This window comes from Leucobacter sp. VD1, assembly GCF_037150695.1.
Taxonomy (GTDB): domain Bacteria; phylum Actinomycetota; class Actinomycetes; order Actinomycetales; family Microbacteriaceae; genus Leucobacter.
Window position 1 is genome coordinate 191090 of the sequence record NZ_JBBCPO010000003.1, and the last position, 21723, is coordinate 212812.

Annotated in this window: 24 protein-coding genes; 10 read left to right on the plus strand and 14 right to left on the minus strand. The window is 68.0% G+C overall.

The window, feature by feature from the left end; translation table 11 throughout:
• Positions 1–90 precede the first annotated feature (90 nt).
• Positions 91–963 carry an oxygenase MpaB family protein gene (locus WFL22_RS09925; RefSeq protein ID WP_336652048.1) on the minus strand — a complete coding sequence of 291 codons (873 nt, stop codon included), beginning with the start codon at positions 961–963 and terminating at the stop codon, positions 91–93.
• Positions 964–1178: 215 nt separating this feature from the next.
• Here WFL22_RS09925 and WFL22_RS09930 point away from each other — a divergent pair, with 215 nt between their 5' ends.
• Both WFL22_RS09930 and WFL22_RS09935 read left to right on the plus strand, forming a co-directional pair.
• A complete protein-coding gene (locus tag WFL22_RS09930; protein WP_336992630.1) occupies positions 1179–1475 on the plus strand; it encodes a hypothetical protein in 297 nt (98 codons plus the stop codon).
• Between the two features lie 130 nt (positions 1476–1605).
• Positions 1606–2121, plus strand: a complete 516-nt coding sequence (locus WFL22_RS09935) for a potassium channel family protein (protein ID WP_336652046.1) — start codon at positions 1606–1608, stop codon at positions 2119–2121.
• A 59-nt stretch (positions 2122–2180) separates the two neighbouring features.
• On the opposite strand, the gene WFL22_RS09940 is transcribed toward WFL22_RS09935, so the two are convergent.
• The 3 genes from WFL22_RS09940 to WFL22_RS09950 form a co-directional block, all read right to left on the minus strand.
• Positions 2181–2609, minus strand: a complete 429-nt coding sequence (locus tag WFL22_RS09940; protein ID WP_336992632.1) for a GNAT family N-acetyltransferase — start codon at positions 2607–2609, stop codon at positions 2181–2183.
• Positions 2606–3139 carry a cysteine hydrolase family protein gene (locus WFL22_RS09945; protein WP_336652044.1) on the minus strand — a complete coding sequence of 178 codons (534 nt, stop codon included), beginning with the start codon at positions 3137–3139 and terminating at the stop codon, positions 2606–2608. Before WFL22_RS09945 ends, WFL22_RS09940 begins: the two co-directional genes overlap by 4 nt.
• Before the next feature lie 69 nt (positions 3140–3208).
• Positions 3209–3949 carry an SDR family oxidoreductase gene (locus tag WFL22_RS09950; RefSeq protein WP_336992634.1) on the minus strand — a complete coding sequence of 247 codons (741 nt, stop codon included), beginning with the start codon at positions 3947–3949 and terminating at the stop codon, positions 3209–3211.
• Positions 3950–4060: 111 nt separating this feature from the next.
• Here WFL22_RS09950 and WFL22_RS09955 point away from each other — a divergent pair, with 111 nt between their 5' ends.
• Positions 4061–4279, plus strand: coding sequence for a hypothetical protein (locus WFL22_RS09955; RefSeq protein ID WP_336992636.1), 219 nt, complete (start codon positions 4061–4063; stop codon positions 4277–4279).
• A gap of 30 nt (positions 4280–4309) precedes the next feature.
• Here the strand turns inward: WFL22_RS09955 and WFL22_RS09960 are convergent, their stop codons facing one another.
• The 5 genes from WFL22_RS09960 to WFL22_RS09980 form a co-directional block, all read right to left on the minus strand.
• On the minus strand, positions 4310–4813 hold the full coding sequence (locus WFL22_RS09960) for a hypothetical protein (RefSeq protein WP_336652041.1): 504 nt from the start codon (positions 4811–4813) through the stop codon (positions 4310–4312).
• The gene (locus WFL22_RS09965) at positions 4813–5226 is read right to left on the minus strand and encodes a DUF4383 domain-containing protein (protein WP_336992637.1); all 414 of its coding nucleotides are present in this window, start codon (positions 5224–5226) and stop codon (positions 4813–4815) included. Before WFL22_RS09965 ends, WFL22_RS09960 begins: the two co-directional genes overlap by 1 nt.
• Positions 5227–5372: 146 nt before the next feature.
• Positions 5373–6137, minus strand: a complete 765-nt coding sequence (locus tag WFL22_RS09970; protein ID WP_336652039.1) for an anti-sigma factor — start codon at positions 6135–6137, stop codon at positions 5373–5375.
• The gene (gene sigK / locus WFL22_RS09975) at positions 6134–6733 is read right to left on the minus strand and encodes an ECF RNA polymerase sigma factor SigK (protein WP_336652038.1); all 600 of its coding nucleotides are present in this window, start codon (positions 6731–6733) and stop codon (positions 6134–6136) included. The genes WFL22_RS09970 and sigK overlap by 4 nt, the downstream gene beginning before the upstream one ends.
• Before the next feature lie 57 nt (positions 6734–6790).
• On the minus strand, positions 6791–8530 hold the full coding sequence (locus tag WFL22_RS09980; protein WP_336992638.1) for a cytochrome c biogenesis protein DipZ: 1740 nt from the start codon (positions 8528–8530) through the stop codon (positions 6791–6793).
• Positions 8531–8711: 181 nt separating this feature from the next.
• Between WFL22_RS09980 and WFL22_RS09985 the strand changes: the two genes are divergently transcribed.
• The 5 genes from WFL22_RS09985 to WFL22_RS10005 all read left to right on the plus strand — a co-directional run bounded on the left by WFL22_RS09985 (position 8712) and on the right by WFL22_RS10005 (position 12658).
• Entirely contained in the window at positions 8712–9380 is a 669-nt protein-coding gene (locus tag WFL22_RS09985; RefSeq protein WP_336992640.1) for a fasciclin domain-containing protein, read from the plus strand.
• Between the two features lie 61 nt (positions 9381–9441).
• On the plus strand, positions 9442–9984 hold the full coding sequence (locus WFL22_RS09990) for a YaeQ family protein (RefSeq protein WP_336992642.1): 543 nt from the start codon (positions 9442–9444) through the stop codon (positions 9982–9984).
• Positions 9985–10129: 145 nt separating this feature from the next.
• On the plus strand, positions 10130–11248 hold the full coding sequence (locus WFL22_RS09995; protein ID WP_336992644.1) for a fatty acid desaturase family protein: 1119 nt from the start codon (positions 10130–10132) through the stop codon (positions 11246–11248).
• 129 nt (positions 11249–11377) lie between these two features.
• Positions 11378–11620, plus strand: coding sequence for a hypothetical protein (locus WFL22_RS10000; RefSeq protein WP_336992646.1), 243 nt, complete (start codon positions 11378–11380; stop codon positions 11618–11620).
• A gap of 93 nt (positions 11621–11713) precedes the next feature.
• Complete coding sequence (locus WFL22_RS10005) at positions 11714–12658, plus strand: DUF808 domain-containing protein (RefSeq protein ID WP_336992648.1); 945 nt, start codon at positions 11714–11716, stop codon at positions 12656–12658.
• 59 nt (positions 12659–12717) lie between these two features.
• On the opposite strand, the gene WFL22_RS10010 is transcribed toward WFL22_RS10005, so the two are convergent.
• Complete coding sequence (locus WFL22_RS10010) at positions 12718–13848, minus strand: 3-isopropylmalate dehydrogenase (protein WP_336992650.1); 1131 nt, start codon at positions 13846–13848, stop codon at positions 12718–12720.
• 175 nt (positions 13849–14023) lie between these two features.
• Here WFL22_RS10010 and WFL22_RS10015 point away from each other — a divergent pair, with 175 nt between their 5' ends.
• Entirely contained in the window at positions 14024–15517 is a 1494-nt protein-coding gene (locus tag WFL22_RS10015; protein ID WP_336992652.1) for an aldehyde dehydrogenase family protein, read from the plus strand.
• Positions 15514–16392, plus strand: a complete 879-nt coding sequence (locus tag WFL22_RS10020; RefSeq protein ID WP_336992999.1) for an SDR family NAD(P)-dependent oxidoreductase — start codon at positions 15514–15516, stop codon at positions 16390–16392. The genes WFL22_RS10015 and WFL22_RS10020 overlap by 4 nt, the downstream gene beginning before the upstream one ends.
• Before the next feature lie 107 nt (positions 16393–16499).
• Here WFL22_RS10020 and WFL22_RS10025 read toward each other — a convergent pair whose 3' ends face one another.
• The 4 genes from WFL22_RS10025 to WFL22_RS10040 form a co-directional block, all read right to left on the minus strand.
• Complete coding sequence (locus tag WFL22_RS10025; protein ID WP_336992654.1) at positions 16500–17903, minus strand: amidase; 1404 nt, start codon at positions 17901–17903, stop codon at positions 16500–16502.
• 63 nt (positions 17904–17966) lie between these two features.
• Positions 17967–19787 (minus strand): ABC transporter ATP-binding protein, encoded by a 1821-nt coding sequence (locus WFL22_RS10030; RefSeq protein WP_336992656.1) that lies wholly within the window; start codon positions 19785–19787, stop codon positions 17967–17969.
• Positions 19784–20695 carry an ABC transporter permease gene (locus tag WFL22_RS10035; protein WP_336652027.1) on the minus strand — a complete coding sequence of 304 codons (912 nt, stop codon included), beginning with the start codon at positions 20693–20695 and terminating at the stop codon, positions 19784–19786. The genes WFL22_RS10030 and WFL22_RS10035 overlap by 4 nt, the downstream gene beginning before the upstream one ends.
• Before the next feature lies 1 nt (position 20696).
• Entirely contained in the window at positions 20697–21644 is a 948-nt protein-coding gene (locus WFL22_RS10040; RefSeq protein ID WP_024355634.1) for an ABC transporter permease, read from the minus strand.
• Between the last annotated feature and the right edge of the window lie 79 nt (positions 21645–21723).

Consider the following 21723-nt stretch of genomic DNA (forward strand, 5'->3'; position numbering starts at 1 on the left):
GCACACCGCCGCCCTGCTGAGCGTGTGCTCGTGCAGGACGGCGGATCGCAGGCGTGTGCGGCACCGGCCCATCACCGGCCGGTGCGAGGACTATGCCCGTGCGGGGCGCACTCGCTGGTAGGGCTTGGCGATGGAGTCGCCGATTGCCTCGGCGATGAGTTGCTCCGCGGAGCGGTTCTTGCGGGCGAGCTTTGCGATCCACTTGGTGAATCGCGCGCCCCGTGCAAACGCCTTGGGGCCGCGGTCCTCCACGGCGTAGAAGTAGAGCGCGGTTTCGGGCAGCAGTGAGAGCACGCCGTCGAGCACCCGGCGCGTGACGAACTTGGCGATGGGGCCTTTGACGTCGGGGTGGCGCAGCGTGTGTCCGGCGAGAGCGGCGAACAGGGTGAGCGCTTTCGTTTCGAGCTCTTTGCGGATGTAGGCGTCGAGTTCGTCGAAGGTCTGGAAGTACGGCCCGGGCACGTGCAGGCTCTCGGCACCGTGGCGGGATTCCTGCACGAGTTTGTTGGAGTCGGCGGGCGACAGTCCGGGGCCAAACTCCTGGTATCCGCGCACCGCCGACCAAATGTACGTCCACCAGGTCCAACGCTGCCAGTCGGGCTGCTTGGCGCTGACGACCTCACCGGTCTCGGGGTTTGTCCATGAAGCCCGCTCGTGCAGGCGGTCGACGTGGGCGGCCGCCGCGTCGGCGTGGGCGCGGTCGGCGAAGATCGCGTCGCGCAGGTAGGCCGAGGTGCGGTCGAAGCGCGCCGCGAGTTGCTCGGGCCCTTCGGTGGTGAGTGACACGCGCTCGAAGTGGGTCATCATGCCGGGTTCGAGCATCTGCAGGAAGACGGCGTTCTTTGCGCCGAGCATCGAGCCGGGGTCGGAGAAGACCCTCCAGGAGACGCTGTCCGGGCCGTAGTACCCCTCGTCGGCCCTCGGCGCGTCTGCGAGCTTCCGGCTCAGATGTTCTTCTGTCACAGTATTCCCTCCCGTGGTAAGCGATGACGCTTCGTGGTGCTGTTGGCAGCCTATTGGTGAATAAGACCGGCCATCGGGTGCTTTTGGGTTCAGATCGCGCAAATTTGATGCAAGTTGCGAGCCGTGCGCGGGAAAGTGGGCAGAGCTCTGTTGCGCGTGCCTCGTACGCTGTAGCTTGGTGGCTCATTGCCTGTTCGCATCTTGGAGGAACATCCGTGTCGCAGTCGTCCGAAACCGCAGCGCCCACCTGGGCTGCGCCTGCCGCTCTTGTCGCGGGAATTGCCAGTGTGCTGCTGCTGATCCTGAACTTCGTTGCGTTGTCGGGTATGGCGGTGCTCGTGGTGAGCATGATCGCCGGGGTGCTCGCTGTCGTCTTTGGAATTGTGGCTGTGAAGGCTCGCGTTTCGAAGGGTGCTGCTATCGCGGGAATGGTGACTGGAGGGATCGGCTTCCTCTTCTCTGCAGCGATCATCGTCTTCGCCCTGCTGTTCATCGGCGCCCTCGGCGTCTGAGCCTGGGCGGCCCGCGGCGCCCGGCGTGCCTGGTCGCACTGGCCCGCGAGGCCGCGCTGTGGCAGGCCGGGGTCGGTAGGGTACCCTTTTCGCATATCGTGAGATGACCACGAATGTGTGAGAGGACTCCATGAGCGCAGCGGCTTCGCCTCCCGGGCGCAAAGCGCTCTTGCACGCACTTGCTCGCAGCGCCGGCACAGTTGCCACGCTGCTTCTGGTCTATGTGCTGCTGCCTGTTGGTCCTCGTGGCTTCGCGCCGCTGGTGTTCTTCGTGGTCGGCATGTGCGCGTTCTTGGTCTGTGTGGCGTGGCAGTCGCGGGCCATTGTGAAGTCGCCCACTCCCGTGTTTCAAGCGATAGAGGCGATTGCGCTGCTGGTGCCGATGGCCGTTTTCGTGTCGGCTGGGGTGTACCTCATCTTTTCGGCGGTGGATCCGACGGCGTTCAGTGAGCCGCTGAACAAGGTCGATTCGGTGTATCTCTCTGCGACAGTGCTCACAACGGTAGGTTTTGGCGACATTGTTCCGGTGTCGAGCATTGCGCGGATCGCGGTTACGGCCCAGATGCTCGCGAATCTGGTGCTGGTGGCCGTCACGATCCGGGTGATCACGTCAGCCGTCGCTCAGGGGCGTCGCACCCGAAAGTAGGCCGCTGCACTATCGGAGCGCTGGCGCTCCGCGCAGGAGGGGGTCTGGTCCAGGGGTCGCTAGCTGAGTCGGAGGTGCATGCCGGTGGCGGCCGGTGCGACATCGGTGAATCCCCGGGATTCGTAGAGTCTGCGTCCTGGGGGGTCTGCGGTGAGTGTGACGTAGGGGCCCGCGGGTGCCGAGGCGCGGATGTGGTTGAGCAGGGCGTCAAGGATTGCCGAGGCGATACCGCGTCCTTGATGCTCGGGCAGCGTGGCCATGTCGGCGATGAGGAAGTACCATCCTCCGTCGCCGATGATTCGGCCCATGCCCACCACCGTTCCGTTCGGGTCGACGACGTGGCGGAACGCCCAGGACCCCTCTAGCGCTGCAACCCCTTGCTCGGGGGTTTTCTCGGAGAGACCGCTCACCCGTCGGAGTTCGAGATAGTCGGTGAGAGGAGGTGCGTCGCCGCGGAGCGTGTATCCAGCGGCGAGGGTCCTCGTCACAGTTCGACCTCGGTGTGCGTGGCGATACCTAACCGCAAGCCGGGATAGCGCAGGCCCCTGAAATACATGTTGGTGTGTGCCACGATCTGCTCGCCGGTCATACGAGACCCAGAGAATTCGGCATCGGTTGTGGTGTGCGCGTCGGATACCAAAGTGACGTCGAATCCGCGCACGGCAGCGGCCTGCGTGGTGGTGCGAATGCAGTAGTCGCTCTGTGCTCCTGCGACGACTAGACGGGTGGTGTCCCAGGCAGCAAGCACCTCGGCGAGGTCGGTCTCTGCGAACGAGTCGCGGTAGGTCTTCTGCACGATCGGCTCGTCGCTGCGGCGCACCAGGGGAGCGGCGAGCTGCCATCCGTCGCTGCCGATTTCGAGGCCGCCGTGATCGTGCACCCAGATCACCGGGACGTTCTCACTTCGGGCTCGATCAACGAGTGCAGCGGTGCGTGCCAAGACGCCGGGCACGTCGACGCAGTCGGAGACCACGCCCACTTGGAGGTCGATGATCAGCAGAGCGGTGTTCGTAGACATGGCTCTATTCTTTCGTGCTCGTGCTCGTGCTCGTGCTCGTGCTCGTGACCGCGCGTGCCGCAGCCCCGCTCAGAGCTGCGCGATCCACTCCGAGAAGGTCTGGCGGCCACGATCCGCATCCGGGCCGGGCAACACCCCGCCGGCCTGCATCCCTCGCATCTGCCGGGTGGGCACGCGCATCGCGGGGATCCACCCGCGATGCCCGCTCGCCCGCGCGAAGGCCCGCACCATGTCGGAGAGTCGTTCCTCCCGCGGCCCGGCCAGGTCCCGGGCGCGGCCCTGAGGGGACCCCGCGGCGAGGGCAATCAGCCGCTCGGCGACCTCCTGCGCCGCGACGGGCTGCACCCGCGCGATCGGCGCCAGGTGCAGCGGCCCCATCTTCGCCTGCTCGAACATCTGTGCCGCGAACTCGTGGAACTGCGTCGCCCGGAGGATCGTCCACGGCGCGGACGAAGCGGCCACGATGCGCTCCTGAGCGAGCTTGCCGGCGTAGTAGTCGTGCGGCACCCGGTCTATGCCCACGATCGAGAGCGCCACGACGTGCCCCACTCCCGCGGACTCCGCGGTCGCGAGCAGATGTTTTGTGGTGGCGGTGAAGAACTCGACTGCCTTCGCCTCGTTGAGCGTGGCGATGCTCGTCACGTCGATCACAGCGTCGACGCCCCGCAGCGCCGCCTCCAGGCCCTCCCCGGTCACAAGATTCACCCCGTGCGAGCGACTCAGCACGACTGTTTCGTGGCCGGCCTCCTGCGCCGCGGTGACGGTGTGGCGGCCTACCGTGCCGGTGCCGCCTGCGATCGCGATTCTCATAGCGATCATCATTCCAGGTTGTGGTGCTCCCCGCGATCTGGGGTGAACGTGCGGCCGGCTCGCGGATAAGGTTGAGCGCAGCCGGTGTATGCGGCACCGATGTATGCCCAGGTGCCCCAACGCCCCCAGAGCAATGGCCTCGCGGTCGCTGGTTTTGTGGTGGGATTGGTGTCGGTGTTCATGCCGCTGGTGATCGGCTTCGTGATGGCCGGCGTTGGTCTGGGGCTGTCCATCGGCGGTCTGGTGCGCGCGGGGCGGATCGCGGCAGGTTCCGGCCTCGCCGTGGCGGGGCTGGTGCTGAGTATCGTGGGGCTGCTGCTGATCATCTGATCCGCACCCCGGCAGCTCGAAGCCTGCCCGTTAATGGTGCCCGTGGATCGAGGTGCCGTGCGGAACGGCGGCCGCACCGGCTTCGGTGTCGGCGAGTGCGGGTGTCGTGATCGCGGCGACGAGCATCGCCTGCGCGGTCAGTACGATGAGAAACTTCGCGGCTCCCGGCGCGGAGGCATCCGCGGCCTGAGCGGGTGTCGATGGCGGATCGCGGCGCCGTGCGAGCCGCAGTTGGAGGGCCGCGCACACTGCGGTGACCCAGTGCAGCGACACGAGGGCGAGAAATGGGAGAATCCCGATGCTGCGGGTGAAGAGCAGCGTGGCGGCGACACCGATCATGGCGGTGCAGAAGATCGCCGTGGTGCGGGGAGCGATGATCCGCCCCGCCCGCATCGTGACAACCGCCCAGATGATCTCTCCCGCAGCAACAGTGATGAGGGGGAGTGCGAGCCACGGGCTCGCCCCCGCCGCGACGGCCAGGAGGATGAGCCCTGAGCCGAGCGCGGCGAGAGCGGACCAGAGCTGCCCGATCATCACACTGCTGGCCGGGCGGTGACCCCCGCCCGCTCTGCTCCGAGGCTCACACCCAGCAGGATGAGCGCGCTGCCCAGGTGCAGGATGTGATCGGCGGTGTTCAGTGCGAGGATGTTCGCACCAGTGTCGGCGATGAAGAAGCCGACAATGCCGAGCAGCAGATAGGCGGCACCTACAATCCCGTTCACGGCCTTCGCCGCGCGCACTCCCGCGAGGCCGCCGATGAGCAGGGCTGCGCCGATGAGCAGGTGGGCCACATTGTGCAGCGGGTTCACCTCGAAGATGCCGAGCAGCAGACCGCCCTCGGTGGCGACGAAACCGACGCCGCTCGTCGCCGTGAAGCCGAGCAGGCCCACAAGCACGTAGACCGCTCCAAAGATGACACCGACAAGTCGGTTGGCTGAGTTGTTCACGATACTGCTCCTTTGGGATCGCTCGTAACGACCGTGATCGCCGGGTGGGCTTCGGTCGTCTCTTCCCGTCCAGTCTTCAACGCGGTAGTCAACCGCAACAGGTACTTGTGTGTCGCTTTCGCGTGTGCTATCTGTTTGCTCGCCCGTCAGGCTGCTGACACCACGAGAATGGGGTCGCTCGTGGGAGCCCCGCTCGGGGAGCCGCCGTGCTGTTCAATCGTGACGGCGAGTGCCTCGCCCGCACCCGGCATTTCGGTGAGTGTCTGGGCGTTTCTATTGCTGTCGGCGTGCAGCACGCCGAGAGACGACGGCTCTCCGTTGCGAATCACCCAGAGTTCGTAGTCCTGATCCTGGTGGATCTCCGGCAGGCCGTCTGCGACGAGCACGGCCTGTCCCAGCGACGGCGACCAGTGCAGTGTGGCCTCCCCAGCGCCGACGATGTCGGCTGTCGACGAGTGTGCGTCCGGCGCTGATTCGAGCTGGGCGAGCGCAACGGTCACCGGGTCTTGCGGGGTGAGCAGGCTTGCCAGGGGGAACGACAGCGAGACGGCGAGCAGCACTGCAACCGAGGCTGCGAGCGCCAGCCACCCCCGCCGCCGTCCGGCGATCGCGGGCGTGGAGTCGTCGTCGTTCTGATCCAATTCCGCTGGCACCGCACTCGCACCGAATGCTGGGGCGTCAAACTGGGGCAGCTGCTCGATCGCATCCAGGATCGAGCGGCGCGCCGTGGCCGGCGGTGCCACCGCCGGAATACCGGTGCCGAGCGCAGCCGCGGTGGCCAGATCCTCATCGACGATGGCCTGCCACTGCGGGTGGGCGGCGAGGGCCGCTGAGAAGTCGCGCTCTTCATCGGGGGAGAGCGCGTGGAGCGCGTGGAGCGCAGACAGCGCCCGGAAATCTTGCTCGTTCATCGTGTCCCCTCCACTACGGTGCGGAGTCTGGTGAGCCCATCTCGGATTCTCGTTTTGACAGTGCCGAGGGGCGTATCGAGCAGCACGGCGATCTCTCGGTGGCTGTAGCCGCCGAAGTAGGCCAGCACGATGGCGCGACGCTGAGGTTCTGGCAGGAGATCGAGGCCACGCACCGCGCGACCGCCATCGATGAGCACGGCGACCTCATCGTCGACGCCGGGAGACTGCACCGCGAGCTCGCGAGCGCCGGCGGTGAGGTCGCGGCGGTGAGCGGCCTGAGACGCGCGCACCCTGTCGACTGCACGGCGGTGAGCGATGGTGAGGAGCCACGTGCGTGCCGTGCCCCGGCGGGCGTCGAAGGCGTTCGCCGATTGCCAGGCTTCGAGAAACACCTCCTGCAGCACCTCCTCGCTCTGGGCGTGGTCGACGAGCACGCGGGTGATGAGTCCGAACACCCGCGCCGACAGCAAATCGTAGAGTTCTGCGAAGGCGCGCCTGTCACCGCTCGCTGCCCGGGCGAGTGCCGCGTCGGCAGGATCGGCGGTGGCGCCGTCCTCCGGAATGTCGATGCCGTCGATGACCATTTCCTCCATCATGGCGCATACACCCCGCTTTCGCTTCCTGTGCTCGTCGTGTTCGGTTCTGCGGGGCGCTCATCCGAAGGTGAATGAGTAGATCTGCACACCCGGGGGCACACGCAGTTCGAGCGTGCCAGAGGCTGGATCCTCTGGTCGCACAATCCGCACCGATTTCGGGGTGCCTCCGACCTCGATCTCGCGACCAGTCGCGGCCTTGCCGGCCGTGGCTCCGTCGAAGGAGACCCCGATAGCCCCCTCACCCGAGACGACGGCCCGCACCTCCTGCCCGCGATAGGCGAGGCGGATCCGCCCCTCTTCGCTGCCGGCGGGCGTTGCGTACTGCGTTTCGACCCGCCAGTCGCCTTCAAGGGCGAAGGTGTCTGCTGGAAGCTGCTTCGGGAACTCGAAGGTGCGCGTGCCGGCGCGGTAGTCGCCGGGCCCCGCGAAGTTGCGTTCCTTGGATGAGCCCAGGAAGGTTTCAGGGGTGGTGCTGCCGATATCCGGGGTGCGGTCGTCGGTGGCGGTCTTTGGGGGCAGCTGCAGCTGCGGATTCGCGTCGGCGAGCAGCTGGCGCATCAATCGCTCGGTGGTCGCGTAGTCGCCTTCACCGAAGGAGATATGTCGTACGGTGCCCTCGGCGTCGATGAGATAGTGCGCGGGCCAGTAGCGGTTGCGGTAGTTCGTCCAGGTCGACAGGGAGTTGTCGAGCGCCACCGGGTATTCGATGCCGAAGTCGCGCACCCCGGCCTCAACGTTGGCCCGATCCTTTTCGAAGGCGTACTCGGGGGAGTGCACACCGATCACGGTGAGCCCGCTGTCGCGATAGGCGCGATCCCACGCGACGACGTGGGGGATCGAGCGCTGGCAGTTGATGCACGAGTACGCCCAGAAGTCGATGAGCACCACCCTGCCGCGCAACTGCTCGAGGTCGAGGGCTTGGCCGTCGGGAGTGTTCAGCCAGGCTTCGATACCGCGGATCGAGGGGGCGGTGCCGCAGGAGCGGAGTTCGGGGTCGTTATTGGCGCAGCGGTCGAGGTCGCGGTTTTCATCGGTGACGAGGCCGCCGAGGTTCAGTGCGCTCTGCGCCGCGTCACTGTCGGCGAGTTCGCGCTGCAGGCCGGAGGTGTAGTCGGGGAGCAGCCGCTGCAGGGCTTGCGGCACATTGAATGCGAGCCCGATCGCGAGCGCAATGAGCGCGACGCCGCCGGTGATCCTGATCGCCCGTTCCCGTTTGCGGAAGCCGCGGATCCGCTGCGCGACCCCGTTGCCGGCGAGCGCGAAGAGCAGTAGTGGAAGAGCCACACCGATGGCGAACGATAGCGTCAGCAGCACCGTTTCCGGGCCGATGGATCCCGTGGCACCTGCGACGATGATGGCGGCGAGCACGGGGCCTGCGCAGGGCACGAACACCGTGCCGAGCGCGAGCCCCATCCCGAAGCCGTTGCCGCCGTCGCCCACGCGGCGTCGAGGTAGTCGCTGGAATGGCTTTTCGAGCAGCTGCTCGAAGCCGGGAAATAGCATCCCGACACCGATGATGAGTAGCACGCCCACGCCAGCCCACCTGATTGCGCTCTGCGGAATCGACAGCAGTCCGAGCAGTAGCGATCCGATGAGCGTGACCACCGAGAAGCTGAGTACCAGGCCCGCAATGATCCAGAACGGTCGGCTGCGCTTCGCGGGAATCACCTCGGGGGCGCGGCCTGGCGCTGCGGGCCGAGCCCCAGCGGTGAGAAAGATAACGGGCAGCACCGGCAGAATGCACGGCGAGATGCCGGTGATGAGTCCGCCGAGCAGACCGATGAGCACGATATCCATGAGATTCCCTTCGTTGCCGAGTAGTTCGGTGCGGGCGGCGAATCGGATGGGTTCGCGGCCGAGAACGCCACCTCGCGACGGTGTTCGATTTTTTTTCACGAATTTCCCATCCGGGTGCCGTTCGGCTCCGAACACCTCAACAATCCGCGAGTTTCCGCGGTTGGCAATCTGAGGAGGAATCATGTTCACCACGAAGAAGACCCTCGGCACCGCGTTCGCGCTCACGCTCGTCGGAGCTGCGACGCTGACCGGATGTTCGATGGGAGCATCCAACGACATGTCGTCGGATACGAAGCAGGAGTCGAGCCAGACCGAATCGCCGTCGATGGAGACGATGGATCCGGCAGCGAACCTCGTGGGGCCCGGCTGCGCCGCCTACGCCGAGGCAGTGCCTGATGGGGCAGGCTCGATCCAGGGCATGTCGCAGGATCCGGTTGCGGTCGCGGCGTCGAACAACCCGATGCTCACCACGCTCGTGTCGGCGGTGAGCGGTCAGCTCAACCCCGCAGTCGACCTCGTCGACACGCTCAACGGCGGCGAGTTCACGGTCTTCGCTCCCGTCGATGACGCCTTCGGCAAGATCGACCCCGCAACGATCGACACCTTGAAGACCGACAGCGCGTTGCTCACCAGCATTCTCACCTACCATGTGGTGCCCGGCCAGATCGAGCCGGCCGATATCGCGGGCGACCACACCACCGTCGAGGGCGACGATCTCACGGTGACGGGTTCGGGCGACGCACTGCAGGTGAACGGGGTCAACGTGATCTGCGGCGGCGTGCAGACCGCCAACGCGGTGGTGTACCTCGTCGACGGCGTGCTGATGCCGCCCGCCGAACCTCAGCAGTGACACACTCAGTGGCCGCCCCGCGAGTGGGGCGGCCACTGTTGCGCCGCTAGGCTCGGGAGTCATGGCGATTGGCGCGACGATTCACACCTTCGAGGTGCAGCTGGCGAATGTTGACAGCGGCGTGTACGAGGAATGGTCGCTGCGCGTTGCGAGGCACCCGTCGGAGACGGACGCATTCATGATGACCCGAGTGCTCGCATACTGCCTCGAATACGAGGAGGGCATCGCCTTCGGCGCCGGTGGGGTGTCGTCGACGGAGGAGCCTGCGGTGCTGGTGCGTGATCTCACCGGGCGGATCACGGGGTGGATCGAGATCGGTGCGCCTGACGCGCAGCGGCTGCACTTCGGCAGCAAGCTCGCCGACCGGGCAGCCGTCTACACGCACCGCGACCCAGCAAAGCTGCTTGCGTCGTGGGAGGGCAAGACGATCCATCGCGCCGAGCACATTCCGTTGCGCTCGTTTGACCCTGGGTTCATCGACGCGGCGGTCGCGGGGCTCGCGCGACGCAACACGATGACGGTGTCGGTGACCGAGCAGCAGCTCTACCTCGAACTGGGTGCGGTGTCCCTGAATACCGCCATTCACGAGCACCGCATCGCCTGAGCATCATCTGAGCGTTTGCGCGTCTTCGCCTCCTATGCAGCCTGCCGTATGGTGCTGCCGATAGCGTGAGGACAGCGATCGGCGCCCGCCCTTGGCTTTCCCGAATCGCCTCCCGCGCGGTTCTGACAGAAACAAGGTGCCGCGTATGTCGTCTACCAGTGCCCAGCAAGTCTCCGGGCTCGACGGCCTCGGGCCGTTGCGCCCCACGAGGGCTCGCCGTGAAGACTTTCCGCCGATCGCGAAGGCCTACACCAGGGTTTCCGAGGTGGTGCGCGAGTCCGGGCTACTGCGCCGCGCGCCCTGGTTCTACAGCTCGGTAGGTGCCGCAGTCGCGCTCGCATTCGGAGGCGCAGTCACCGGCTTCATTCTGCTGGGCGACAGCTGGTTCCAGCTGCTCATCGCCGCCGCGCTCGGCATTATCTTCACGCAGATCGCGTTTCTTGCGCACGAGGCCGCGCATCGGCAAATCCTCTCGCTCGGCCCGGCGAACGACCGTCTCGCGCGCATCCTCGCTGGTGCCATCGGCATGAGCTACTCCTGGTGGGATTCAAAGCACACCCGCCACCACTCCAACCCCAACCGCGTGGGCAAAGATCCCGACATCGAGGTCGACACGATCTCGTTCATCGAAGAGGATGCTGTGGAAGCGCGCGGCCTGCGTCGCGCGATCACGAAGCGCCAGGGTTGGTTCTTCTTCCCGCTGCTCACGCTCGAGGGCCTCAATCTGCACTTCCACAGCTTCAAGCATCTGTTCGGTCGGGGCCCGGTGAAGGGTCGCTGGATCGAGATCGGGATCATCGCGGCTCGCTTCGCGATCTTGCTGGTGCCGGTGTTCCTGCTGCTGCCGCTGGGGATGGCGTTCGCGTTCATGGGTGTGCAGCTCGCCGTCTTCGGGGTGTACATGGGTGCCTCCTTCGCCCCGAACCACAAGGGCATGCCGGTGATCGCCCACGACGCGAAGCTCGACTTCTTCACGAAGCAGGTGCGCACCTCCCGCAATATTCGCGGCGGCTGGTGGGCGACGATTCTCATGGGCGGCCTCAACTACCAGGTCGAGCACCACCTCTTCCCGAGCATGTCCAGGCCGCACCTCGCGAAGGCGCGCGAGATCGTGCGCGAGCATTGCCGCACACTCGACGTGCCCTACACGGAGACGTCGCTGTGGCGCTCATACGCGATCGTCATCGACTATCTCAACCGTGTGGGCCTCGCCGCCCGCGACCCCTTCGACTGCCCCATCACGGCGCAGTATCGCCGCGCGTAGGCGAAGTGCCGATCCGCCTGAATCGGGTGCTCTAACGCTTTCAACTCTCGGAGTCAACGGGGTGTTTTGGTGTGCGATGCCGCGCGTAGCGTTGGCATCGCAGCTGAAGCCGGAGAGACGGAGGAAGAGATGTCCGAGTCAGATAAGAACGAAGTGCACCAGGCGACCGCGACCGAGGCCGCCAACGGCGAAGGTACCGCGTCGTCACCGCCGAAGGGCGGCACGCAGAACCGCCCGATCCTCGACGGATCCACAGTCGATTACGGCCGTGAGGGCCGAATCGACAACCCGCGCTACGGGATGCACGATCCGGGGCTGGTGCGTCACCCCGAAACGCGTGAGAAGACCCCCACTCCCGACGAGGAGAGCTGAGTTCGCGGCGGCACACACCGTAGAGTTGAGGGGCGGATCGCGTGAGGTGATCCGCCCCTCGCCTGCGCAGGCCCGACCCGTTAAGGAATCCCAGTGAGCGGTAGCTTCTTTGCCCTTCTCGACGACATCGCCGTGCTGGCGCGAGCGGCGGCCGCCTCGATCGACGACGTCGTGGCCGGCGCTGCGAAAGCCTCGGCGAAGTCTGCGGGTGTGGTGATCGACGACGCCGCGGTCACCCCGCAGTATGTGCGCGGCATCAGCCCCAGCCGGGAGCTGCCCGTGGTGTGGCGGATCGCGCGCGGCTCGCTGCTCAACAAAGCGGGCATCATCGTCGGCATCATGCTGCTCAGCATCTGGGCGCCGTGGGTGTTTCCCTGGCTGCTGCTCGTGGGCGGCACCTACCTCGCGTACGAGGGTGCCGAGAAGGTGTGGCACTGGATCGGAGCGCTGCGCGGGCACGGCGACGAGCACACCGTCGAGGAAGTGGTGGAGCGCACCGAAACCGACGAGAAGCAGATTGTGGGCAGCGCAGTGCGCACCGACCTCGTGCTCTCCATCGAGATCATGCTGATCTCGCTCGCCAACATCGACGCCGAATCGTGGCTGATGCGGCTCGCGATCCTTATCGTGGTCGGTCTGCTCATGACGGTGATCGTCTACGGAAGCGTGGCGCTGTTGGTGAAGATGGACGATGCCGGGTTCTGGCTGCGGCGTCGCCGCCCGCGGGCGCTGAAAGTGCTCGGCAGCTGGCTCGTGAAAGCGATGCCGGTGGTGTTTCGCCTGCTGAGCATTGTGGGTGTGGTCGCGATGCTCTGGGTGGGCGGCCATATTCTGCTGGTCAACCTCGCGGAGGTGGGTGTGGCAGCGCCCTACGGCATCGTGCACGACATCACGCACGCCGTGCACGGACCAGGCATTGTGGTTTGGCTGATCGAGAGCGGGCTGTCTGCGGTCTTCGGTCTTGTGTGGGGTGCGGTTGTGGTGGCGGTGCTCGCGCTGGTAGCCCGGCTGCGTTTCTCGAAGCCCGAGCTGCGGTAGCGCGGATCCGCGCCGCGGCTCTTCGAGTGGGTGAGCGCGGGTGAGGATCCGCGAACGTCTTAGAGTCGTGACGGTGCGACGGCGGCGAGCACGCCGAGCAGAGAGTCTGGCACGAGCGCGGCGTCGGCTCGCCCCTCTCGTACGATCTCCGCGATCCGCGACCCGATCTGCGGCGTGCTGAGGCCCATCTCGGCACCGGCCAGTGCGGGCAGCCCGCCGAGCACCTCGACCGTGGCGGCCTCGACGGCGCGCGCCGCTTCGCCCTCGCCCAGGTGTCCCAGCATGAGGGCGAGCGAGAGGATTGCGCCGGCAGGGTTGGCCCAGCCGGTGCCCGCGATGTCGGGTGCGGAGCCGTGGATCGCCTCGAACATGCTGGGGGCGCTGCCGTCGAGGTTGAGGTTGGCGCTCGTAGCCACGCCGAGGCCGCCCTGGATCACCGCGCCGAGGTCGGTGATGATGTCGCCGAAGAGGTTGTCGGTGACCACCACGTCGAAGCGCTCGGGAGTGAGCGGGAGGTGGAAGCACATTGCGTCGACGTGCACGTAGTCGACCTCGACCTCGGGGTAGCGCTCGCCAACTTCGGCGACGACCTGCTGCCAGAGCTGACCGGCGGCGACGAGGATATTCGTCTTGTGGCAGAGCGTGAGGCGGCGGCGGCGTCCGAGGGCAAGCCTGAACGAGAAGTCGACGACGCGCTCGATGCCGGCGCGGGTGTTGAGCGACTCCTGCATCGCGACTGCGTGGGGGGTGCCGGCGTGCACGGTGGAGCCGCGGCCGACGTAGGCGCCCTCGGTGTTCTCTCGCACGATCACCATCTCGCAGCGCTCGGGGGTGAGGCCCGCGATAGGCGTGGGGACCCCGGGGTAGAGGCGCACGGGGCGCACGTTCGCGGCTTGCTGGAAGCGCTGGCGCATCTCGAGGATGAACCCGCGCTCGAGGATGCCGGGGGTGACGCGGGGGTCGCCCATGGAGCCGAAGAGAATCGCATCCTTGTCGCGCAGCAGCGGTTCGATCGCATCGAAAAGCTCACCGGTGGCGAGGTAGTGATTGGCGCCGGCGGCGAATTCGTTGCGCTCGGTGGTGAAGTCGAAGCGCTGCTCGGCGGCGTCGAGCACCTCGAGTGCGCAGGCGATGACCTCGGGGCCGATCCCGTCGCCGGGGAGGACAGCAATGGAGTGGGAGCGCGTCATCGGGGTCTCGTTCCTTGTTGCAGCGGATCTTTTCACCTATATTAATGGTAAGGCCACTCGATGGCGAGGATGCCCTCCCGGGTGCCCTCGCCAAGAGCGGCGGCACCGATCCCCGTCGCAGGGGGCGCTCGCGATGACGCGACCCGTGCGGCTCTCCGGCTGTGAAGGATCCCCCATGCACCCCTCCCCGCACCCCATCGAGCTGCGCGCGCCCGCCGGCAGTCTGCCCATCGGCACTGCCTGGCACGAGGTCGCAGACCGCGCCCGGATCGTGTTCCCCTTCGACGGCAGCCTCGTCGCCGAGGCACCGCAGAGCACGACCGCCGACTCCGCAGACGCCCTCGACGCCGCCGAGGCCGCGCGGGCCGAAGTCGCCGCCTTGACCACCGCTCAGCGCAAGGCGATCCTCGCCGACATCGGTGCTCGCCTGCGCGCCGACCGCGCGCGCTTCGAGCAGCTGCTCGTGCTGGAGACCGGCAAGCCGCTGCGCGACTGCCGCGTCGAGATAGCCCGCACCATCGTCACCTTCGAGGCCACCGCCGAAGAGACCTCCCACGTCACCGGCGAAACCGTGCCCCTCGATCTGCAGGAGCTCGGCCGCGGCATGGTCGGCTACTACACCCGCAAGCCCGCCGGCGTGGTCGTCGGCATCGCCGGCTTCAACTACCCCGTGCTGCTCGCCACCCACAAGCTAGCCCCCGCGATCGCCGCGGGCTGCCCGATCATCGTGAAGCCCGCCCCCAACACGCCCCTCGCCACCATCGAGCTCTTCGTGATCGTGCGCGACGTGCTCACCGCGCACGGCGTGACCGGTGCCGCGGCTCAGCTCGTCAACGGCGGCCCCGAAGTGGGCGAACTGCTGGTGCGCGACCCCCGCGCCCAGGTGGTCTCGTTCACCGGATCCGCGAAGATCGGCCACCTCATCGCCCAGCAAGCGGCCCCCCGCAAGGCGCTGCTCGAACTTGGCTCGAACACGGGCTTCATCGTCGCCGACGATGCCGATGTCGAAGCGGCCGTCAGTGCCGTGCTGGCGGGCGGCTTCTACGCTAACGGGCAGGCCTGCATCTCGGTACAGCGCATCGTGCTGCAGCGCCGCATCGCCGACCGCTTCGCTGCGCGGCTCACCGAGCGGCTTGGCGAACTGGTGGTCGGCGACCCCCGCGATCCCGAGACCAACGTCGCCCCCGTCATCAACGACGCATCCGGCGACCGGATCCGCGCCACAGTCGCGCGAGCCCTCGACGCCGGCGCCGAACTGCTCGCCCCCTCGGCCGAGGCCCTCGCGCAGGCCGACCGCGCTGCGGCGGTGCCGCCCATCGTGCTCGGCTCCGTACCCCGCGACGTCGAGGTGTGGCGCGAGGAGATCTTCGGTCCCGTCGTCTGCCTCACCGTGGTCGACTCGGTCGACGAGGCGATCGACGTCGTCAACGACTCCCGCTACGGCCTGCAGGCCGCGATCTTCACCACTTCGCTCGAGAGCGCCTTCGCGGCGCTCGACCGGCTCGAAGTGGGCGGTGTGGTCGTCAACGAGATCCCCGGCTTCCGATCCGACATCATGCCCTACGGCGGCGTCAAGGACTCGGGGGTGGGCCGGGAAGGCCCCCGCTATGCCATCGAGGAGTTCACCGTGACCCGCATGGCGATGATCCGGCCCGTCGCCCGCCGCTGACCACCCCGCCGCGCGCAGCCTCGGCCGCCCGCGGCTCAGGCCTCTCCCGCCGCGCCGCCCCCACCGACAGAAAGCAGCACCGCATGACCAGCACCCCCGACTACTCTCAGCTCTTCCGCCTCGACGGCCGCACCGCCGTGGTCGTGGGCGCCGGGGGCATCGGCCGCGAAGCCGCCCTGGCGCTCGCCGCCCACGGGGCGCACGTGGTCGTCGCCGACCTCTCGCTCGATGCGGCCCAGGCCACCGCCGCCGCGATCGCCGAGCGCGGCGGTGCGGCCGAGGCCTTCCGCCTCAATGTGCTCGACGACGCCGAGGTGGAAGCCGCCGCCGAGCGCTTCGGCACGGCCTCGGCGCTCGTGTTCACCGCCGCCATGAACGTGCGCAAGCGCATGGCGGACTACACCATGGACGAGTACGACCGCGTCGTGAACCTCAACCTGCGTTCGTCGTTCCAGCTGATCCGCCACTTCGGCAAGGCCTTCGCCGCGAACGGCGGCGGATCAATCGTGGGCTTCGCATCGATCCGCGCCCAGGTCGTCGAGCCCGGGCAAGGCGTCTACGCCGCCACCAAGGCCGGCCTCGTGCAGCTCGCGAAGACCGCGGCGGCCGAGTTCGGCGCGCAGGGCGTGCGCGTCAACGTCGTCGCCCCCGGCATCGTGGAAACCCCGCTCACCGTGCAGATCAAGCAGGACGAGGCGTGGGACCGCGCCTACGCCACGAAGAGCGCGCTGGGCCGCTGGTCGCGCCCCGACGAGCTCGCCGGCGCCGTCGTCTACCTGGCCTCCGACGCGTCGAGCTTCGTCACCGGATCCACGCTGTTCGTCGACGGCGGCTGGACAGCGATTGACGGCCGCTTCACGCCGCCCACGGCGTAACGCAGCGCCGGCGCCGCCCGCACCGCAGTAGCCGAGCCCCGTATGTCAGCTTCCCTCGGAAAGCTGACAGACGGGGCTCGGACGCATCCTGGGGATGGAACCCGGCACTACGTGATCGAGTCCCAATCGACCGCGGCCGCGTCGCCGCGCACGGTCTCGAACCAGCGGGCGACGCGCAGCAGACGATCGTCGCTGCCGATCCGCGACGCGATCTGCAACCCCACGGTGCGACCGTCGGCCTGCACCGCCGCATTCACCGAGACGGCGGGCTGACCCGACATGTTGTAGGGCACCGTGAACGAAATGTGACCCATGGTCTGCAGCGGGTCAGTGACCGGCATCGGATCCTCGGCGGCGAACGCGGCCACCGGGGTCACGGGTGAGAGCACCAGGTCGAACGGCTCGGTCGCGGCGCGCGTGAGCTGCGCCATGGTGTCGGCGCAGCCGCGGTTGCGCACCGTCTGGGCCGCGCTGAAGCCGGCGCCGGCACCGCACCACTCGGCGATGAACGGGAGCACATGAGTGCGATCCGTCTCGCTCAGCGCCTCGTAGTCTGCGTAGGAGCGGCTGCGCCAGAAATCAACGAGCCCGTCGAGCACCTCCGCGGGCACGAAGGGGTCGAGCGGCACAACGGTGGCGCCTGCGTCGGCGAAGAGCTGCGCGGCGCGCTCAACTGCGGCGCGAGTCTCGGCCTCTACCGGTAGGCCGGAACCGGCGTCGAGCTGCAGTGCGACGCGCATGCCGGCGGGGGAGAGCGGCTCGGTCGACCAGTCCATCGGCGGGTACGGGCGCGTGAGATAGTCGCGGGGGTCGGGCCGCGCAATGATCGACATGAGGCGGATCGCGTCGGCGCTCGTGCGCGTGAGGGGGCCGGCCGCGCGGCCGGTGTAGGGCACGTCAAGGGGGATGAGGCCCTCGCTCGGTTTGAGCGCGGTGAGGCCCTGCCAGGAGCCAGGCAGGCGGATGGAGCCTCCGATGTCGGTGCCGACGTGCAGGGGACCGTAGCCTGCGGCAGCCGCGGTGCCCGCGCCCGAGCTCGAGCCGCCCGCGGTGAGCGCCGGATCGAGGCCGTTGCGGGTGATGCCGTGCAGGCTGGAGACGCCGGATGACAGCATGCCCCAGTCGGGCATCGTGGTCGAGCCCACGATCACGGCACCGGCTTCGAGCAACCGGTCGGTGGTGGGGGCGTTGCGCTCGGCGATCGGCGGGTTCGGAATTGCGGTGCCGGAGGGCTTCGGCTGCCCGGCCCGAGCGATGTTCTCCTTGACCGTCACGGGCACGCCGTCGAAGCGGCTTCGCTGCTCGCCGGCACGCCAACGAGCCGCCGATGCCGCGGCGTCGGTGCGCAACTGCTCGGGATCGAACAGATAGAGGGCTCCCAGCTCGGGCTCGCGCGCCTCGACGCGGGCAATGACCGCCTCAGCGACCTCGTCGGGGGTGAGATCGCCGCTCGCGTACGCCGCCGAGAGGGCACCAGCGTCGAGGGTGATGATCTGCTGCGGGTCGGTCATGTGGATCTCCTCACTGCGGCGCGGGGCCGCGGGGCTGCGGATCGGGCGGGCGGTCGTGGCGGCTCAGAAAGCGTTGGCCAGCTCCTGCCGCAGCGTGAGCGACGAATCGATCAGGCGCTGCGTGTACGGATGCTGAGGGGCGTTGTAGACGGTCTCAGTGTCGCCGGCCTCGACGATCTCGCCGGACTGCATCACCACGACCGAGTCGCAGAGGTGTCGCACGACGCCGAGGTCGTGCGACACGAACACGAGCGTGAGGCCGTACTCGTCAACGAGGTCGGCGAGCAAATTGAGCACCTGCGCGCGCACCGAGACATCGAGCGCGCTGACGGGCTCATCGGCAACCACCACCTTCGGCCGGCAGATGAGCGCGCGGGCGATCGAAATGCGCTGGCGCTGGCCCCCGGAGAACTGGTGGGGGTAGCGCTCGGCCGCATCGGCAGGCAGCCCCACGGCCTCGAGCATCTCGGCGACCATGCGGGAGCGCTGCTCGGCGCTCTCGTTGCGGCCTCGCACGAGCAGGGGTTCGGAGATGATCTGCTCGACGGTCATACGCGGGTCGAGCGATCCCATCGGATCCTGGAACACGATCTGCAGGTTCTGGCGCAGTTCGCGCAGCTGCGACTCGCGTGCGCCGGCCACTTCGTTGCCCGCGACCACAGCGCTGCCCGAGGTGGGCTGGTCGAGGCCCGCGAGGATGCGCAGCAGGGTCGATTTGCCGGATCCCGATTCGCCGACGACGCCCAGTCTGCCGCCCTCGGGCACCTCGAATGAGATGCCCTTGAGCGCGTGCACGAGGGGTGCTGGTTTAAAGAGACTCGTGCGGCCCCGGGAGTAGGTGCGCACGAGGTCAGTGACGCGGATCACCGGCTCAGCGGTGTGAGCGGCGGCCTCGGGGCCCGTTGGGGTCGTGCCGGCCACGGCCACCGGGGTGTCGGCCGTCTCCGCAGCAGTCTGGGCCGCGCGTGCGGCGCGTGCGGCCTGCGCTGCCGCGGCCTCCGCGGCGCGCTCCTCCTCCGGGGTCGGAGGCACGTACGACGCGGCGCTCGCGACCGTGAAGAGGCGTCCGCTTGCATCGGTCGCCTCGAGATCCGACGCCGCCAGCAGGCCCCGCGTGTAGGGGTGCTGCGGCCGGGTGAACACCTGCTCGGTCGGCCCCTCCTCAACGATCTCGCCCTGGTTCATCACGAGCACGCGCGTGCACATATTCGCGACGACGGCGAGGTCGTGGGTGATGAAGAGTAGACCGGTGCCGCGCTCGCGCACCAGCTCGAGGATCAGGTCGAGCACCTGGCGCTGCACGGTGACGTCGAGCGCGGTGGTGGGCTCGTCGCAGAGCAGCAGGCTCGGGTCGTTGGCGAGGGCCATCGCCAGCATCACGCGCTGGCGCTGCCCGCCCGACAGCTGGTGCGGGTAGGCCCTGGCTGCCTCGGCCGGGTTCGGCAGCTTCACCGCGTCGAGCATCTCGACCGCGCGGCGTCGCGCCTCGGCCTTGCCCGACACGGTGCGGTGCTGCAGCATGATCTCGGCGACCTGATCGCCGGCGCGCATGAGCGGGTTGAGTGCGGTGAGTGGCTCCTGGAAGACCATCGCCACGTCGTTGCCGCGGATCTTCATGAGCTCGGAGTCGCGCGTCTCGAGCAGGTTGCGGGGCGAGTCGCCGAACCGTACCGAGCCCGTCGCGGTGACGCCGGAGGGCAGCAGGCCGAGCAGCGCGGTGGTGGTCATCGATTTGCCCGATCCGGACTCCCCGATGAGGCCGATGCGCTCGCCCCGCTGCATGTGCAGCGAGAAGTCGTGCACGAGCGTGCGCTCGCCGGCGGAGACCCGCAGGTGGTCGACGGTGAGCAGCGGCGTGCCGGCCGCTTCGGGGGTGGCGCTCATGAGCGGCCTCCGTTCAGCTTCGGATCGAATCGGTCGCGCAGGCCGTCGCCCAGCAGGTTGAAGCCCATCACGGCGATCGCGATGGCTACGCCGGGGAAGATCGCGAGCGAGGGATGCGTGCCGAGGAACTGCTGCGACTCCTGCAGCATGCGCCCCCACGACGGCGTCGGCGGCGGGGTGCCGAGGCCGAGGAAGCTCAGAGCCGCCTCCGCGAGCACGGCGAGCGCGAAGGCCACAGAGCACTGCACCACGACGATGCCGATGATGTTGGGGAGCACGTGGCGCACCGCGATCCGGAATCGCGACTGGCTCGCGGCCCGTGCCGCGAGCACGTACTCCGTGCTCATGACCTGGAGGGTGCCGGATCGGGCGACCCGGGCGAAGCCCGGGATGGTGGAGATGCCGATCGCGATCATCGCCGACACCGTCGACGGGCCGAACACGGCGCCGAACATGATCGCGAGCAACAGTGCCGGGAACGCGAGGGCGATGTCTGAGGTGCGCATGATGACCTCTTCGATCCAGCCGCCGCGGATGCCCGCGATGATGCCGAGTGGGGTGCCGACGAGCAGGGCGATACCCACCGAGATGAGACCGACGAAGAGGGTGATGCGGGCGCCCACGAGCATCCCGGAGAAGAGATCACGGCCGTACTTGTCTGTGCCGAAGAGGTGGGCGAGGCTCGGTCCTTGCAGCCGGTCGGCTGGGTTCGCTTGCACCGGGTCGTAGGGCGTCCATACGAAGGAGAGCAGTGCGGTAATGGCGACGATGCCCACCAGCACGAGGCCTGCGATGAGCGTGGGTGAGAGGCGCCGGCGTCCGATGCGACGGCGGGGCGTGCGGGGCGCGGCGATCGCGCTCGTGCGCGGAGCCTGGCTGGAGGGGACGGGGTTCTGCGTGGTGTCCATGTCAGGAGCTCTTTCGCATGCGCGGGTCGACGATCGTGTAGATCACGTCGATGAGGAGGTTCATGAGCAGGGTGATCGCGACGAGCACCATCACGAGCGACTGCACGGTGAGCAGGTCGCGGTTGCCCACTGCGTCGAGCAGCATCGAGCCGAGGCCGGGGATCACGAAGACGCGCTCGATCACCACGGCGCCGATGATGAGCGCGGCGATCTGCACGCCGGTCACGGTGATGACCGGGATCGCGGCGTTGCGCATGCCGTGCTTGAGCAGTGCCCCCGTCTTGCTGAGGCCCTTCGCGCGGGCGGTGCGCAAGTAGTCCTCGCTCATGATCTCGAGCACGGCGCTGCGCACGTAGCGGGTGAGGATTGCGCCCTGCACTGATGCGAGGGCGAGCACGGGCAGGAACAGTCGGCGCAGGAACTCGCCGAAGTCCTGGTTCGGGGGCGTCCAGCCGCCCGCGGGGAACCATCCGAGTTGGATGGAGAAGACGATGACGAGCAGGATGCCTGCGAGGAATCCGGGGATCGCGACGCCGAGCTGCGAGACGGCACCGATCGCGATGCCCGAGAAGTTGCGATGGCGCACGGCGGCGATCGTGCCGAGCGGGATTGCGACGAGCAGTGCGACCGCCATCGCGGTGAGGACGAGGATGAGACTCACCTGCAGTCGGTCGATGACGAGGGGGCTGATGTCCTGCCGGGTGACGTAGGAGACGCCGAAGTCGCCGCGCAGCAGGCCGCCAACCCAGTCGAGGTACTGCACGGCGAGGGGACGGTCGGTGCCGAACTGCGCGCGCATCTGCTCGAGCAGCTCGGGGCTGGCGTTGACGCCTAGAGCGACCTGGGCAGGGTCGCCGGGGATGAGCCGCATGAAGAGGAAGACGACGACGGTCGCCACGAGGAACGTCGCCGCGAAGCGCACGAGGTTCACGAGTAGTCGTATGGCCATGGGGCTCCTTGTCGCAGCCCGGATCGGCGGGCTCGGAACGGGGGTACGGGATGGTCCCCGGTCGGGGCGCCGGGGCGCC